This window comes from Streptomyces sp. NPDC002784 (assembly GCF_053592135.1).
Map to the genome: position 1 here is coordinate 39,178 of NZ_JBSFVD010000013.1, position 14,704 is coordinate 53,881.

The following is a 14,704-nucleotide window of genomic DNA, read 5'->3' on the forward strand; positions in this document are numbered from 1 at the left end:
ACGCGAGGGATTTACGGCCGTCCCACCGAAGACGCTTCGGACTACGGCAGTTTCACGAACGGCGACAGGAAGGAGCGTGCTCCCGGCGCGTCCAGACGGTACGTCACATTCGTCGCGTAGCACGGGCTGTCACCCGTGATCGTGGTGGCCGCCAGGATCCTCTTCCCGCCCAGCGTCACGAAGTTGGGGCCGCCGGAATCGCCGTAGCAGGCACCGCCGTTGCCCTGGGGCGCGGTCATGCCCAGGCGGACCCAGGAGGGGTTGAGGGCGTTGAAGGTGACGGGCGCCTTCATGCGCACGCCGCCACCCGGGTGGGTGTGGCCGCCCGGCCCGCGCACGGCCTCCTGGGTGCCGTATCCGGCGACGAGCCAGTCGGCGGAGTCGAGGTCCTCGGTGCCGAGCTGGTTCGCGGTGGGCAGGGTGGCGGGCGTGAAGCTCCAGCGGGCCGCCATCCTCGCCGCGGGCACCTCGACCACGGAGATGTCACGGGTGTCGGAGGCGGGGCCCGGGTAGCCGGGGTGATTGTGGGCGGTGCCTTCGACGGCGACGGCGTTCGCCTGCGCGGCCGGGTCGCCCGGGTACTGCGCCGCGGCCGCGTCGAGCCCGGACTGCACGTCCTGGTCCAGGGACACGTAGAAGCGCACATTTTCCGGCCAGTCGGTGGTGCAGTGCGCCGCCGTCAGGAAGGTGTTGGCGTCGACCATGGTTCCGGAGCAGACCCAGTCGACCCGGTCGGGGGTGGTGGGGTCGTCGTCGTGGTCCCACGTCGCGACGAGCGCGCCGACCTCGGTGCGCTCGGGTGCGGGCGTCGCGTTGTAGGAGTTGATGGCCGAGGACGGCAGTGCGGTGGTGAGCACGGCCGCACAGGCCGCCGCGGTGACGGCGGTGGCACGGATCGCTGACAAAAGAACTACCCCTTCTGCAAGGTGGGCTCGGGTGTTCTCCTGTGGGAGGTGCGCCAAGTGAAGCGCCTGCGTGAGGCGGTGGCAAGGGGTGCACGGTGATCGCCGACCGGACCGACGCCCTGGCCCGGCGCAGCGTCTAGGCGCAGCAGCCGCCCGTGTCGAGCCGGCAGAAGCAGGACGACTCGATCGGTACGTCCGCCAACGCGGCGGCGATCCGCAGCTGTTGGGCGATGATGCGGGCCTCGCCCTCCTTGCCCTGGCGGGTGAGGCATTCGTGGAGGCCGTGCAGCGCCCATACGTTGCCGGGGTGCTGGCACGCCCTCGGCAGGGTGCCGTCCAGGCCGAGGTCGGCCCGGTAGACCGCCTCCGCCTCGGCGATCCGGCCCCGTTCCAGGAGGAGGGCGCCGTAGGCGTGCCGGGTGGGCTGCATCCAGCCCCACGGTTCGTCGTAGGGGAGGTGGTCGTCGAGGTCGATCGAGCGTTCCAGGGCGGCGAAGGCGGCCTCGAACCGGCCCTTGCGGTATTCCAGTTCGCCCTCCAGCATGGCCGCGGCGATGGCGAGGATGTCGGCGCAGGTGTTGTTGAACAGCATGCGCGTCCCGGGGACCCTGGCCGCCGCCTCCTGGAACAGGCGCTGTTCCGTCCCGGCCTCCGGGATCCGGCCGGTGGCGGAGAGGGCGACGCCGCGGGCGTAGTGGAGCATGGCGGTCGTCATGCGGTACAGCCCGGGGTCGGCGGGCATCGGCAGCCGGAGGATGTGGGACCATCGGCCGAAGCGGATCAGTACGTGGACCCGCATGGCGAGGAAGGCCTCCAGCCAGTCCGCCATGGGCGGGCTCTCCACCCGCAGCAGATCCTCCGGTACCGCGGCCTCCAGCTGGTCGGCGGTCTCCAGCGCGACCCGGGACTGGCCGAGGAACATGGCTCCGTAGATACGGAAGTGGTAGTTGTGCGCGCGGTACAGGGTGTAGAAGTTCATCGCCCCGGAGCGCCTGAGGACCTTCTCGTCGGCGAGGATCGCCGTGGTGTTGTCCGAGACGACCCGCCGGTAGTCCCCGCACAGCACCTCCAGGTGGGAGGGCATGTGGTGGAGGTGCCCGGCGTCGGGGACGAGTCCGCGCAGCCGGTCGGCGGCGGTCAGCGCGACCTCGGGGGTCGGGGACATCTCCATGAGGTGGATGTACAGGTGCAGCACGCCCGGGTGCAGTCGGCCCTGGGGTGACTCCACGACCCGCTCCAGCACCTCCCTGGCCTCGGTGGTGCGGGCGCCTTCGGCGGGCTGTCCGGTGGGCAGGTCCCACAGTTGCCACGGCGTGAGGTTCATCAGCGCGTCGGCGTACAGGGCGGCGATGTCCGGGTCGTCCGGGGCGAGTTCATGGACGGCGCGCATGGCGTCGGCGTAGGGGGTGTTCCACACCGAGCAGTCCTCGACGGCCTCGGCCTGGGGGTAGCGGGCGCGCAGGGCGCCGATCAGGGCCTGTTCGACGGGGGTGCAGCCGGCCGCCCTGGCGTGCGCCGACTCCACGGCGTGGTGGGTGCGTTCGACGGTGCGCAGCAGGTCCCGTTCGTCGAAGAACTCCCAGGGCTTGTTGTAGTTCGGGCCGAGGGCGTAGGCGATGCCCCAGTAAGCCATGGCGCAGTCGGGGTCGGCCTCGGCGGCCTTCCGGAAGCACTCGGCGGCTTCCTCGTGGTGGAAGGCGTACGTCCAGGTCAGCCCGCGGTCGAACCAGAGCTGCGCCGCGGGCGACGCGGTGGTGACGGTCCGGCCGTGCGGGCCGAGGTCGTAGTAGTCCACGGGTGTCTCCTGACGCCGGCTCGGAATCAGGATTCTTCCGGAGTTCCCGGAACTTGCCCGGGAACTAGCGCTTTTGTCTCACTCGTACGAGGGGCTCGGCGCCGCGCGCGAGGAGTGCGGCCCCGACCAGCGCGCCGACGGCGACGAGCGTGGTGCCCCGCATGCCGATGGCGTCGAGCAGCGGCCCGGCGAGGGCGGTGCCGAGGGCGCCGACGGCGAAGTACAGCACCAGGTAGGCGCCGCTGAGGCTGCCGGAGTTGGCGGGGTCGATGCCGATGACGAGGCTCTGGTTGGCGGCCTGCGCGACGAAGCAGCCCGCGTCGAACACCGCGAGGCCGACGGCGATGGCCACGAGGTGGTCCGGGGCGAGAGCGATCAGCAGGGTGCCGCACGCCGCGACAGCCACGGCGCCGGTCATCACGGTGTGCGGGCTGTGCCGGTCGACGAGGCGCCCGGTGAACGGCAGGACGGCGAACCCGAGCAGCCCGGCCAGGCCGAACAGCCCGATGGCGGTGGGGTCCAGGGAGTGCGGGGGCCGGGCCAGGGACAGCGCGAGGCCGACCCACAGCAGGGTGAAGGCGAGGTACCACAGCCCTCCGGTGGCGACCGCCCGCCGCAGCCGCGCCTCGCGCAGCGGCAGCCGGGGCAGCATGGCCAGCGCGGTGCGGTAGGAGGCGCGTGCCCGGGGCCGTGCGCGGGGCAGGAGTGCCGCGGCCGTCGCCGCGCCGAGCAGGGCGAGGGCGGCGCAGACCAGGAGCATCGCGCGCCAGCCGAGCAGGTCGGTGAGGGCGCCGCCGACGAGTCGGCTGAGCAGGATCCCGGCGGACAGTCCGGTCGCCACGAGCGCGACGGCGGCGCCGCGGCGGCCCGGTGCGGCCAGGCGTCCCGCGATGACGCTCGCCTGGGCGGCGACCGAGGCGGCGGCGCCGATGATCAGGTGGGCGGCCACCAGCACGGCCGCGTCGGCGGCGGTGGCGGCCAGGACGAGGCCGGCGGTCAGGGCGGTGAAGTGGGCGGCGACCAGGCGGTTCGGGGCGATGCGGTCGGCGAGGGGCAGCAGCAGGGCGAAGCCGGTCATCGAGCCGGCGAGGGCGGCGGACGGGACGAGGCTGATCGCGGAGAGCGGGACGTCCAGGTCGGCGGCGACGACGGTGAGGGCGGGCTGGAGGGTGTAGTTGTCGGCTATCGCCGTACCGGCCATGACGGCGAGCAGGGCGGTGCCGCCCCGGCGAGGGGGGGGCTTCACGGCCGGGCGGTCCGGCTGAGGACTACGGCTCACGGCCGGGCGGTCCGGCTGAGGACTACGGCGTAACGGCAGGCGTCCGTGCCGGTGTTGGCGAAGACGCGGGGGGCGGGGTCGCCGAGTTCGATGATGTCCCCGGCGCCGAGTTCGTGGACGGTGTCGCCGTCCTGGAAGGTGAGCCGGCCCTCCAGGACCCACACGAGCTGCTGGAGGAAGGCGAAGGCGGCGGCCGGATAGGGGACGCGGGCCCCCGGCGGCAGGTGGATCTCCGCGATCTCGGCGGGGAAGCGCGGGGAGGTGATCTGGCGGCGCCGGTAGCCGGTCTCCGGGTCGGTCCACTCGGCGTCGTCGGCCCGCCGCCGCACGCCCACCGCCCGCGTCTCGGCCGGGGGCTCCTCGGCCTGCGCGAGCAGGGATGCGACGCTGATCCGGAACGCCGCCGACAGCTTCCCCAGGACGACGGCCGTGGGGTTGCTCTCGCCGCGCTCGATCCGGTTGATCATCGCCCGGGAGACGCCGGAGGCGTCCGCGAGCTGCGCCAGCGTCCACCGGCGGCGCTCGCGCTCCGCACGGATGCGGGTGGCGATGCGCTCCACCAGAGGATCTATCATATTGGACATGATTCCAGTATATGAGAAGCGAGGGGGCGTCACGGTCCGCGCGGCACGGCCGGAGGACACCGAGGCCGTCGTCGCGATCCGCAACCACGCCGTCGAGCACTCGACGGCCCTGTGGACGCAGGTCCCGCACTCCCCCGCCGAGGGTCGGGCCTGGTTCGCCGACCATCTCGACCGCGGCTCGGCCCTGGTGGCGGAGGTCGCCGGGGAGATCGCCGGGTACGCGTCCTACGCCCCGTGGCGGGCCCTGGAGGGCTACCGCCACACGGTGGAGGACTCGGTCTACGTCCGCGACGGTCACCAGGGTCTGGGCATCGGCGGCGCCCTGCTCACCGCGCTCATCGCCACGGCGCGCGCGACGGGCCAGCACAGCATGATCGCCGCGATCGAGTCGGGCAACAGCACCTCGATCCGGCTGCACGAGCACCGCGGGTTCGTCCATGTCGGCACCCTGAAGGAGGCCGGGACGAAGTTCGGCCGCTGGTTCGACCTGACGCTGATGCAGCTGCGGCTCGGCGGGTAAGGGCTGGGCCGTTCCGGGGACGGCGCATGAGCCCGGGCGGGGCGGGAACACGGTGATCACCGCAGTCCGTACGCCACGAATCCCGGAGAGTGCCATGAGTCTGCTGCGTGTAGCCGGACGTCCGATGCTTGCCTCGATGTTCGTCACCGGAGGTCTGGACTCCCTGCGCAACCCCAAGGACGTGGCCCCGGCCGCGGAGCCCGTCGTCCAGCCCATCACCGAACGGGTGGAGGTCCTGCCGGACCGCACGGAACAGCTGGTGCGGCTCAACGGCGCCGTCCAGGTCGCCGCGGGCGTCATGCTCGGCATCGGCCGGATGCCCCGGATCGCCGCGCTCGCCATCGCGGCGACGCTCGTGCCGACCACGCTGGCCGGCCACCGCTTCTGGGAGGAGGACGACCCGGAGCTGCGGTCCCAGCAGCGCATCCATTTCCTGAAGAACATGTCGATGCTCGGCGGCCTGCTGATCGCCGCCGACGACACCGGCGGTTCCCCGTCCCTGGCCTGGCGCAGCCGCCACACCGCCAAGGGCCTGCGCCGCGACGCCCGCCTGGTCAGCCGCTCCATGCGCGCGACGGCCCGCCCGGCGGCCAGGGCGGCCAGCACCCGAGCCAAGCTCTCCCGCTGACGCCGGCCGGCGGTATCCAGGCGCAGTGCCGGACCGGCCGCACGCCGACCGCCCCGGTCACCGCATGCCCGCCCCGACCGCATCCGGCACCGCGGCCGGGCTGACCGGCGCCCGGCACCTGACCTGGCGCAAGCCGCCGGCGGCGCCGCGCGCCCTCCCTGGGAGCCCCCTTGGCCTGCTGCCGGGCTGCCCGTACGACGGCCGGGGCGGGTGTCGGGGTCAGGGGGCCGCGGGCAGGCCCGTTGTTCGTAGTCGGCTGACCAGTTGTGCGGACGTCGCGCGGGGGGACTGGGCCGCCAGGGCCGTCAGGAGTCCTTTCCAGGCGTCGGGGAGGCCCGCGTCCACGGCCGAACGGTAGGCGGCGCAGGACTCGGCCGTGCGGCCCTGTTCCAGGTACAGGGCGCCCAGCGCTGCGTACGCCTCGGTGTCGCCGGCCGCGCAGCCGCGGCGGTAGGCGCGTTCGGCGGCGGCGGTGTCGCCGCGGAGTTCGCGCACCCGGCCGAGCGCGGTCCAGGCGTCGGAGGCGCCGAGGGCGGCGGCGCGTCGCACGGCTCGCCGCTCGCGGGCCCGTTGCTCGATGGCCGCGCGCCGCTGCTCGATGCCTTCTTCCGCGTAGTCGGCGGCGAGCGTCGCGACCGCGCTCGGCACGGTGTCGTGGACACGGAAGACCCGGCGCACGCCGCTCTTGGACCGGACCGCGACCACCCGCTCGCTCGTGACCACCAACGAGACGGTCCCGCCCTTGAAGTGCACCCGCTTCAGCGCCCCGACCAGCACCCCCAGCCCCGTGCCGTCGATGTCCTCCACCGCGCTCAGGTCGATGACGAAGATCAGTCGCCCGTCCTCGGCCAACCGCACCAGCAGTGTGCGCAGTTCGGGCGCCGTGCGGACGTCGAGCAGGTCGCCTTCCACCCGCACGACGGTGATGTCGCCGGGCTGGTCCTCGTACGACACCTTCAGCTGCACCAGGCCCCCTCATCTCGGGCACCCGGATCCTATCCGCCCGGCGCGCACCGCACAGGCGGGAGCGGCGGGCGGGCCTCGTCCCCGAATGCCCGCCGCGCCGTGGCGTGTTGAGCCCGCGTCAGCCGCCCAGTGCCGCCAGCACCACCGACCTGGCCTCCTCCTGGACCTGGCGCAGGTGATCCGCTCCGCGGAAGGACTCGCCGTAGATCTTGTAGACGTCCTCCGTGCCCGAAGGCCGTGCCGCGAACCAGGCGTTGGCCGTGCACACCTTGATGCCGCCGAGGGCGGCGCCGTTGCCCGGGGCCTCGGTCAGGACCGTCGTGACCGGGTCCCCGGCGAGGGTGTCGGCGGTGACCTGCTGCGGTGACAGCTTCGCGAGGAGCGCCTTCTCCTCGCGGGACGCGGGGGCGTCCACGCGCGCGTAGGCGGGCGCGCCGAAGCGTTCGGTGAGTTCGGCGTAGTGCCGCGACGGGGAGGTGCCGGTGACCGCCGTGATCTCGGAGGCGAGCAGCGCCAGGATGATGCCGTCCTTGTCGGTGGTCCACACCGAGCCGTCCCGGCGCAGGAAGGACGCGCCCGCCGACTCCTCGCCGCCGAAGCCGAGGCCGCCGTCGGCCAGGCCGTCCACGAACCACTTGAATCCGACGGGGACTTCGACGAGCGGGCGGCCGGCCTCCGCCGCGACCCGGTCGATCATGCTGGACGACACCAGCGTCTTGCCGATCCCGGCACCCGCCGGCCACCGCTCGCGGTGCGAGAAGAGGTAGGAGATCGCCACGGCCAGATAGTGGTTGGGGTTCATCAGACCGCCGTCGGGTGTGACGATGCCGTGCCGGTCGGCGTCGGCGTCGTTGCCGGTGGCGATGTCGTACCGGTCGCGCTGTTCGATGAGCGAGGCCATGGCGTACGGGGAGGAGCAGTCCATGCGGATCTTGCCGTCCCAGTCCAGCGTCATGAAGCGCCAGGTGGGGTCGGTGAGCGGATTGACCACGGTGAGGTCGAGCCGGTGCTGCTCGGCGATCCGGCCCCAGTAGGCCACCGAGGCGCCGCCCAGCGGGTCCGCGCCGATGCGTACGCCCGCGGTCCGGACCGCGTCCAGGTCCAGGACGTTCGGCAGGTCGGCCACGTAGGTGCCGAGGAAGTCGTAGCGGCCGGTGCCGGGCGCGGCGAGGGCGCGTGCGTACGGGATGCGCCGTACGTCCTTCAGGCCGCCGGTGATGATCTCGTTGGCGCGGTCCTGGATCCAGGAGGTCGCGTCGGAGCCGGCCGGGCCGCCGCTCGGCGGGTTGTACTTGAAGCCGCCGTCGGCGGGCGGGTTGTGCGAGGGGGTGACCACCACGCCGTCGGCGAGGCCGGAGGTGCGGCCGCGGTTGTGGGCGAGGATGGCGTGCGAGACCGCCGGGGTGGGCGTGTAGCCGTCGGTCTGGTCGATGAGGACGGTGACGTCGTTGGCGGCGAACACCTCCAGCGCCGTGATCCGGGCGGGCTCGGACAGGGCGTGGGTGTCGGCGCCGAGGAAGAGCGGCCCGTCGGTGCCCTTCGCCGTGCGGTATTCGCAGATGGCCTGGCTGGTGGCGGCGATGTGGTCCTCGTTGAACGCCGCCGCGAGGGACGAGCCGCGGTGTCCCGAGGTGCCGAACGCCACCCGCTGGCCCGGCTCGGCCGGGTCGGGGTGCAGCGCGTAGTACGCCGTGACCAGGCGGGCCACATCGATGAGGTCCTCGGGCCCGGCGACCTGCCCTGCTCGCTCGTCCTGCATCTCCGGCTCCTCAGCACGCTTCGACCGTCGGTTACGGACCCCATTCTTCCCTGCTGGGCGCGGGGACGCGCACCGGGCCGCCGTTGTGGCGCACGTCCGCCGGATGCGACGATACGGGCCGCCGAGCGAAGGGATGCGCGACGTGCCGTACGAGGACCAACGCCCGTCCGCCGCAGCGCTGTTCGACGCGCTGGGTGCCGACTACGAGAAGGCGTTCGCCCACGCCCCCGCCCATCTGTCCGCCCTGGAGTGGCTGCTGGAACGGCTGCCGCCCGCCGCCCGGACGCTGGACGTGGGCAGCGGCACCGGACGGCCGACCGCGGCCGCGCTCACCGCGGCGGGCCACTCGGTGCTGGGCGTCGACGTCTCCCCCGTCATGGTCGAACTCGCCGCCCAACAGGTCCCCGGGGCCGAGTTCCGCTGCGCCGACATCCGTGAACTCCCCTTGGAGGAGGGCTCGTTCGACGGGGTGTGCGTGTTCTTCTCGCTGCTGCAGATGACCCGCGCGGAGCAGACCGCGGTGGTGGACCGGCTGGCCCGGGCCCTCAGGCCCGGTGGCCATCTGGTGCTGGCGACCGTGCCCGGGGACGTGACGGACGTCGAGGTGGTCTTCATGGGCCGTCCGGTGCGCGCGACGAGCTTCGCCGAGGCGGACCTCGTCGCCCTGGTGGAGGCGGCGGGGCTGACGGTGCTGTCGCACAACAGCACCGTCTTCACCCCGGACCACCCCGGAGCGGGGCCCGAGCCCCACCTGTTCCTGTACTGCCGTCGCTGACCTCAGCCGATCTCGACCAGCAGGTCACCGCCCTCGACCTGCTGGATCCGGTTGACCGCGAGCCGGGAGACCGTGCCGTCCTTGGCGGCGGTGATCGACGCCTCCATCTTCATCGCCTCGATGGTCGCCACCGTCGCCCCGGCCGCCACCTGGTCGCCCTCGGCGACCGCGAGGGTCACCACGCCCGCGAACGGCGCCGCGACATGGCCGGGATTCGAGCGGTCGGCCTTCTCGGTGGCCGGGACGTCCGAGGCCACCGCCCGGTCGCGGACCTGGATGGGCCGCAACTGGCCGTTCAGGGAGGACATCACCGTCCGCATGCCGCGCTCGTCGGCGTCACCGACGGCCTGCAGCTCGATCAGCAGCCGCACCCCGGGTTCGAGGTCGATGGCGTACTCCTTGGCCTGGCGCAGGCCGTAGAAGAAGTCCTTGCTGTCCAGCACGCTGGTGTCGCCGTAGGACTGGCGGTGGGTCTCGAATTCGCGGGTCGGGCCGGGGAACAGCAGCCGGTTGAGGGTGGCGCGCCGGTCCTTGACCAGGCCCGCGCGGTCGTCGGCGGTGAGGCCCGCGGGCGGCTTGGCCTCGGCGCGGCCGCGCAGGGCCTTGCTGCGGAACGGCTCGGGCCAGCCGCCGGGCGGGGTGCCCAGCTCGCCGCGGAGGAAGCCGATGACGGAGTCGGGGATGTCGAACCGGTCGGGCTCCGCCTCGAAGTCGGCCGGGGAGACGCCCGCGCCCACCAGGTGCAGGGCGAGGTCGCCGACCACCTTCGAGGACGGGGTGACCTTCACCAGCCTGCCCAGCATCCGGTCGGCGGCGGCGTACATGGCCTCGATGTCCTCGAAGCGGTCGCCGAGGCCGAGCGCGATGGCCTGGGTGCGCAGGTTGGACAGCTGGCCACCGGGGATCTCGTGGTGGTAGACCCGGCCGGTCGGCGCGGGCAGGCCCGCCTCGAAGGGGGCGTAGACCTTGCGGACGCTCTCCCAGTACGGCTCCAGGTCGCCGACGGCCTGGATGTCGAGGCCGGTCGGGCGGGCGGAGTGGTCGGTGGCGGCCACGATCGCCGACAGGGACGGCTGGGAGGTGCTGCCCGCCATGGACGCGACCGCCCCGTCCACGGCGTCCGCCCCGGCCTGGACCGCGGCGAGGTAGGTGGCGAGCTGGCCGCCGGCGGTGTCGTGGGTGTGCAGGTGCACCGGCAGGTCGAACTCCCGGCGCAGCGCGGTCACGAGAGTGGCGGCGGCCGGGGCCCGCAGCAGTCCGGCCATGTCCTTGACGGCCAGGATGTGGGCGCCCGCGTCGACGATCCGCTCGGCGAGGCGCAGGTAGTAGTCGAGGGTGTAGAGCCGCTCGTCCGGGTCGGACAGGTCGGCGGTGTAGCACAGGGCCACCTCCGCGACGGCGGTCCCGGTCCGGCGTACGGCGTCGATGGCGGGGCGCATCTGGTCGACGTCGTTGAGGGCGTCGAAGATGCGGAAGATGTCGATACCGGTGGCGGCGGCCTCCTGCACGAAGGCGTCGGTGACCTCGGTCGGGTAGGGGGTGTAGCCCACGGTGTTGCGGCCGCGCAGCAGCATCTGCAGGCAGATGTTCGGGACGGCCTCGCGCAGGGCGGCCAGCCGCTCCCAGGGGTCCTCGGCGAGGAACCGCAGGGCGACGTCGTAGGTGGCGCCGCCCCAGCACTCCAGGGAGAGCAGCTCGGGCAGGGTGCGGGCGACGACCGGGGCGACGGCGAGCATGTCCTTCGTACGGACCCGGGTGGCGAGCAGGGACTGGTGGGCGTCGCGGAAGGTGGTGTCGGTGACGCCGAGGGTGGGCGCCTCGCGCAGGTTCCGGGCGAAGCCCTCGGGGCCGAGTTCGACGAGCCGCTGCCGGGAGCCCGCGGGCGGCAGGCCCTCGGGTACGGGGGGCAGCTTGGCCATCGGGTCGGCGAGGTCGGGCCGCTCGCCGTGCGGCCGGTTCACGGTGACGTCGGCCAGGTAGGTCAGCAGCTTGGTGCCGCGGTCGGCGGAGTGGCGGGCGGTGAGCAGGTGCGGGCGCTGCTCGATGAACGAGGTGGTGACCCGGCCGGCCTGGAAGTCCGGATCGTCCAGCACCGCCTGGAGGAACGGGATGTTGGTGGACACCCCGCGGATGCGGAACTCGGCGACGGCACGCCGGGCGCGGCCCACCGCGGTGGCGAAGTCCCGGCCCCGGCAGGTGAGCTTCACCAGCATGGAGTCGAAGTGGGCGCTGATGTCCGTACCGGCGTGGGTGGTGCCGCCGTCGAGGCGGATGCCGGAGCCGCCGGGTGAGCGGTAGGCGCTGATCCGGCCGGTGTCGGGGCGGAAGCCGTTGGCGGGGTCCTCGGTGGTGATACGGCACTGCAGGGCGGCGCCGCGCAGGGTGACGGTCTCCTGGGAGAGCCCGAGGTCGGCGAGGCTCTCGCCGGCGGCGATGCGCAGCTGGGACTGGACCAGGTCGACGTCGGTGACCTCCTCGGTGACCGTGTGCTCGACCTGGATGCGCGGGTTCATCTCGATGAAGACGTGGTTGCCGTCGCGGTCGAGGAGGAACTCCACGGTGCCCGCGTTGCGGTAGCCGATCTGCCGGGCGAACCGGACGGCGTCGGCGCAGATCCGGTCGCGCAGGGCCGGGTCGAGGTTGGGGGCGGGCGCGAGTTCGATGACCTTCTGGTGGCGGCGCTGCACCGAGCAGTCCCGCTCGAAGAGGTGGATGACGTTGCCGTCGCCGTCGGCGAGGATCTGCACCTCGATGTGGCGGGGTTCGACGACGGCCTTCTCCAGGAACACCGTCGGGTCGCCGAAGGCGGACGCCGCCTCGCGCGAGGCCGCCTCGATGGACTCCCTGAGCTGGGCGGGGTCCTCGACCCGGCGCATCCCGCGCCCGCCGCCGCCCGCGACGGCCTTGACGAACACCGGGAAGCCGACGTCCTCGGCGGCGCGGACGAGTTCGTCGATGTCGTTGGAGGGCGCGGAGGAGCGCAGCACGGGTACGCCGGCCTCGCGGGCGGCGGCCACGGCGCGGGCCTTGTTGCCGGTCAGCTCCAGGATGTCCGCGTCCGGTCCGACGAACGTGATGCCCGCCGCCGCGCAGGCCCGGGCCAGCTCGGGGTTCTCGGAGAGGAAGCCGTAACCGGGGTAGACGGCGTCCGCGCCGGCGCGCTGGGCCGCGCCGACGATCTCGTCGACGGAGAGATAGGCGCGCACCGGATGTCCCGGTTCGCCGATCTCGTAGGCTTCGTCGGCCTTCAGCCGGTGCAGCGAGTTGCGGTCCTCGTGCGGGAAGACGGCGACGGTCCGCGCGCCCAGCTCGTAGCCCGCACGAAAGGCCCGAATCGCGATCTCGCCTCGGTTGGCGACCAGCACCTTGCGGAACATTCGTGATCCCTTCGCCTGCGGGTGAGGTGCACCATGGTGTCGGCCCCGTCGCGCCGACGCCATGTGAACCTGGCCACGGCGGGCCCTGACACCCCTAGTAGCCGAACACCTGGGTCCAGGTCCAGTCGTCCTCCACCAGGCCGATGCCCATGGTGGTGAGGGAACAGTTGAGGATGTTCTCGCGGTGGCCCTGGGAGTTCATCCACGCTGCCATCACGGCTTCCGGGCTGGTCTGGCCGCGGGCGATGTTCTCGGCTCCGGGCGACGGATGTCCCTGGGCGGCGGCCCGGTCGGCGAAGGTGCGGCCGTCCGGGCTGGTGTGGTCGAAGTACTGGTTCCGCGACATGTCCTCGCTGTGCAGCTGAGCGGCCCGGGCGAGGCGTCCGTCGTGCGTCACGGGCCCACAACCGGCTTGCGCGCGCTCGTTGTTGACGAGGGCGAGGACCTGCGCGGAGGGCGTGCCCGCGGGTGCGGGGGCGGGGGTCGCCGACGGACGGGGCGGGGGCGTCGTCGCCTTCTGCGGCTGCGGCTTCGTGCGCGACGGTGTCGGCGTCGGCTTCGGGGACTTGGTGCTGGGCTTGGGTGAGGGGGACTTGCTCGGCGACTGGGACGGGGAGGGTGACGCCGAGGCGGTGGGGGGAGCCGAGGAGGGGGCCGGGGGCGTGTCGGCAGCGGACTGGACCTTGTCGCCCTCGCCGTCCGGCTGCAGGCTCAGGGTCGCGACGGTGCCTCCGGTGATCAGTACGGCGACCGCGGCGGCCACGCCGGTGATCCGGCGACGCTGGGATATTCGTCTGCGTCGGCCGTGTCCGTGGCGCCCTCGGGAGGGTGCGGTGCGCACCGGCGCGAGTACGGCCGTGGGGTCGCCCTCCGCGGCTGCGGTGCCGGATTCCGGATGGGCGTACGCGGAGGCGTGCTCTGCCGGGTCCCCGGCGTGGCCGTGATCCGGATACCCCGGCACCCCCGGGGCCGCGCCATGACCGAAGTCCGGATACCCCGGCACACCGGAGACCGCACCATGACCGGCGTCCGCATACCCCGCCATCCCCGAGGCCGCACCATTACCGAAGTCCCCATACCCCGCCACACCGGAGGCCGCACCATGACCGGCGTCCGGATACCCCGCCATACCCGAAGCCGCACCATGACCGGCGTCCGGATACCCCGCCATACCCGAAGCCGCACCATGCCCCACGTCCCCATACCCCGCCACACCCGAAGCCGCAGCCGCAGTCTCCGTGGTCGCGAACGCGGTCAGCCCGGCGAGGCCGGTGAGCGCGGCAGCGACCGGCACCAGTCCCAGCCCGACCAGCAACCCCTCGGCCGGGACCAGCCCGCTCTGGTGACCCGAGCAGGGCACGCAGTCCCGGGCGTGCCGGGCGATGCGCTTGCGCCACAGCGGCGACGGGCGGCCGTCCCAGTTCCCGATCACCTGGGCGAGGTGGCCGCAGGGCGGCGTCGCGGCGAGCGCCCGTACCACCAGGCGGGCGGTCTCCAGCTGAGCCTTCATCCGCTGCACCCGCACCGCCGTGTGCTGCTGGGACAGCTCGAGCGCCGCGGAGACCTCCGCCCGGCTCAGCTCGCCGACGGCCTCCAGCCACCACAGCGACAGCAGCATCCGGTCGTCGCCGTCCAGCCAGCGCGTGGCCTGCGCCACCTCGCGCCGCTGGCCGTCCAGACCGAGGCGCAGGATCGTCAGGTCCACGAAGTCCGCGCCGGGGTCGGCCACGTCGTAGGCGTCCTCCAGTTCCGAGCCCGCCGGTGCCGCCTGCTGCCGGTGCTGGTAGGTGCGGACCTGGTTCATCGTGATGGCCACCAGCCAGGACCGGAAGCTGGCCGGGTGGTGCAGCGAGCCGAGCGCGCGCAGAGCGCGGAGCATGGTCTCCTGCACGACGTCGTCGACGTCGGCATGTCCGTTCAGCGCCCGGCCCACGATGTTGTAGACCAACGGCAGATACGCGCCGACCAGCTCGTCCTGCGCCCGGAGGTCACCCCGCCGAGCCGCCTCGACCACGGCGTACTCGTGCTCTCCCATCGCTGCCATGCCTGACCACCACATCCCTCTCGGTTGCCGCATTCTTTCGCCCGGTATACGGGAGACCTCCGGCAGGGGGGT

At 73.1% G+C, this 14,704-nt stretch carries 11 protein-coding genes; 3 read left to right on the forward strand and 8 right to left on the reverse strand.

Features of this window, described 5'->3' with window-relative positions:
- Positions 1-41 precede the first annotated feature (41 nt).
- From ACWD1Z_RS22280 to ACWD1Z_RS22295, 4 genes are all read right to left on the reverse strand, one after another.
- On the reverse strand, positions 42-905 hold the full coding sequence (locus ACWD1Z_RS22280; RefSeq protein WP_451121081.1) for a trypsin-like serine protease: 864 nt from the start codon (positions 903-905) through the stop codon (positions 42-44).
- A gap of 136 nt (positions 906-1,041) precedes the next feature.
- On the reverse strand, positions 1,042-2,700 hold the full coding sequence (locus ACWD1Z_RS22285) for a hypothetical protein (protein WP_451121083.1): 1,659 nt from the start codon (positions 2,698-2,700) through the stop codon (positions 1,042-1,044).
- A gap of 64 nt (positions 2,701-2,764) precedes the next feature.
- Positions 2,765-3,946, reverse strand: coding sequence for an MFS transporter (locus tag ACWD1Z_RS22290; RefSeq protein WP_451121085.1), 1,182 nt, complete (start codon positions 3,944-3,946; stop codon positions 2,765-2,767).
- Positions 3,947-3,975: 29 nt separating this feature from the next.
- Positions 3,976-4,554, reverse strand: coding sequence for a helix-turn-helix domain-containing protein (locus tag ACWD1Z_RS22295; RefSeq protein WP_451121328.1), 579 nt, complete (start codon positions 4,552-4,554; stop codon positions 3,976-3,978).
- Between the two features lie 7 nt (positions 4,555-4,561).
- On the opposite strand from ACWD1Z_RS22295, the gene ACWD1Z_RS22300 reads away from it, so the two are divergent.
- Both ACWD1Z_RS22300 and ACWD1Z_RS22305 read left to right on the forward strand, forming a co-directional pair.
- Positions 4,562-5,083, forward strand: a complete 522-nt coding sequence (locus tag ACWD1Z_RS22300; RefSeq protein ID WP_451121087.1) for an N-acetyltransferase family protein — start codon at positions 4,562-4,564, stop codon at positions 5,081-5,083.
- A 94-nt stretch (positions 5,084-5,177) separates the two neighbouring features.
- Positions 5,178-5,711 (forward strand): DoxX family protein, encoded by a 534-nt coding sequence (locus ACWD1Z_RS22305; RefSeq protein WP_451121089.1) that lies wholly within the window; start codon positions 5,178-5,180, stop codon positions 5,709-5,711.
- 219 nt (positions 5,712-5,930) lie between these two features.
- Here the strand turns inward: ACWD1Z_RS22305 and ACWD1Z_RS22310 are convergent, their stop codons facing one another.
- Together ACWD1Z_RS22310 and pgm are read right to left on the reverse strand one after the other, a co-directional pair.
- A complete protein-coding gene (locus tag ACWD1Z_RS22310; protein ID WP_451121090.1) occupies positions 5,931-6,677 on the reverse strand; it encodes an anti-sigma factor antagonist in 747 nt (248 codons plus the stop codon).
- Between the two features lie 118 nt (positions 6,678-6,795).
- The gene (gene pgm / locus ACWD1Z_RS22315; protein WP_451121092.1) at positions 6,796-8,436 is read right to left on the reverse strand and encodes a phosphoglucomutase (alpha-D-glucose-1,6-bisphosphate-dependent); all 1,641 of its coding nucleotides are present in this window, start codon (positions 8,434-8,436) and stop codon (positions 6,796-6,798) included.
- A gap of 133 nt (positions 8,437-8,569) precedes the next feature.
- Here pgm and ACWD1Z_RS22320 point away from each other — a divergent pair, with 133 nt between their 5' ends.
- Positions 8,570-9,211: a class I SAM-dependent methyltransferase gene (locus tag ACWD1Z_RS22320; protein ID WP_451121094.1), complete on the forward strand. Its 642-nt coding sequence runs from the start codon at positions 8,570-8,572 to the stop codon at positions 9,209-9,211.
- A 2-nt stretch (positions 9,212-9,213) separates the two neighbouring features.
- Here ACWD1Z_RS22320 and ACWD1Z_RS22325 read toward each other — a convergent pair whose 3' ends face one another.
- Positions 9,214-12,588: a pyruvate carboxylase gene (locus ACWD1Z_RS22325; protein ID WP_451121096.1), complete on the reverse strand. Its 3,375-nt coding sequence runs from the start codon at positions 12,586-12,588 to the stop codon at positions 9,214-9,216.
- A gap of 94 nt (positions 12,589-12,682) precedes the next feature.
- Positions 12,683-14,632, reverse strand: coding sequence for a sigma-70 family RNA polymerase sigma factor (locus ACWD1Z_RS22330; RefSeq protein WP_451121098.1), 1,950 nt, complete (start codon positions 14,630-14,632; stop codon positions 12,683-12,685).
- Positions 14,633-14,704: the final 72 nt, after the last annotated feature.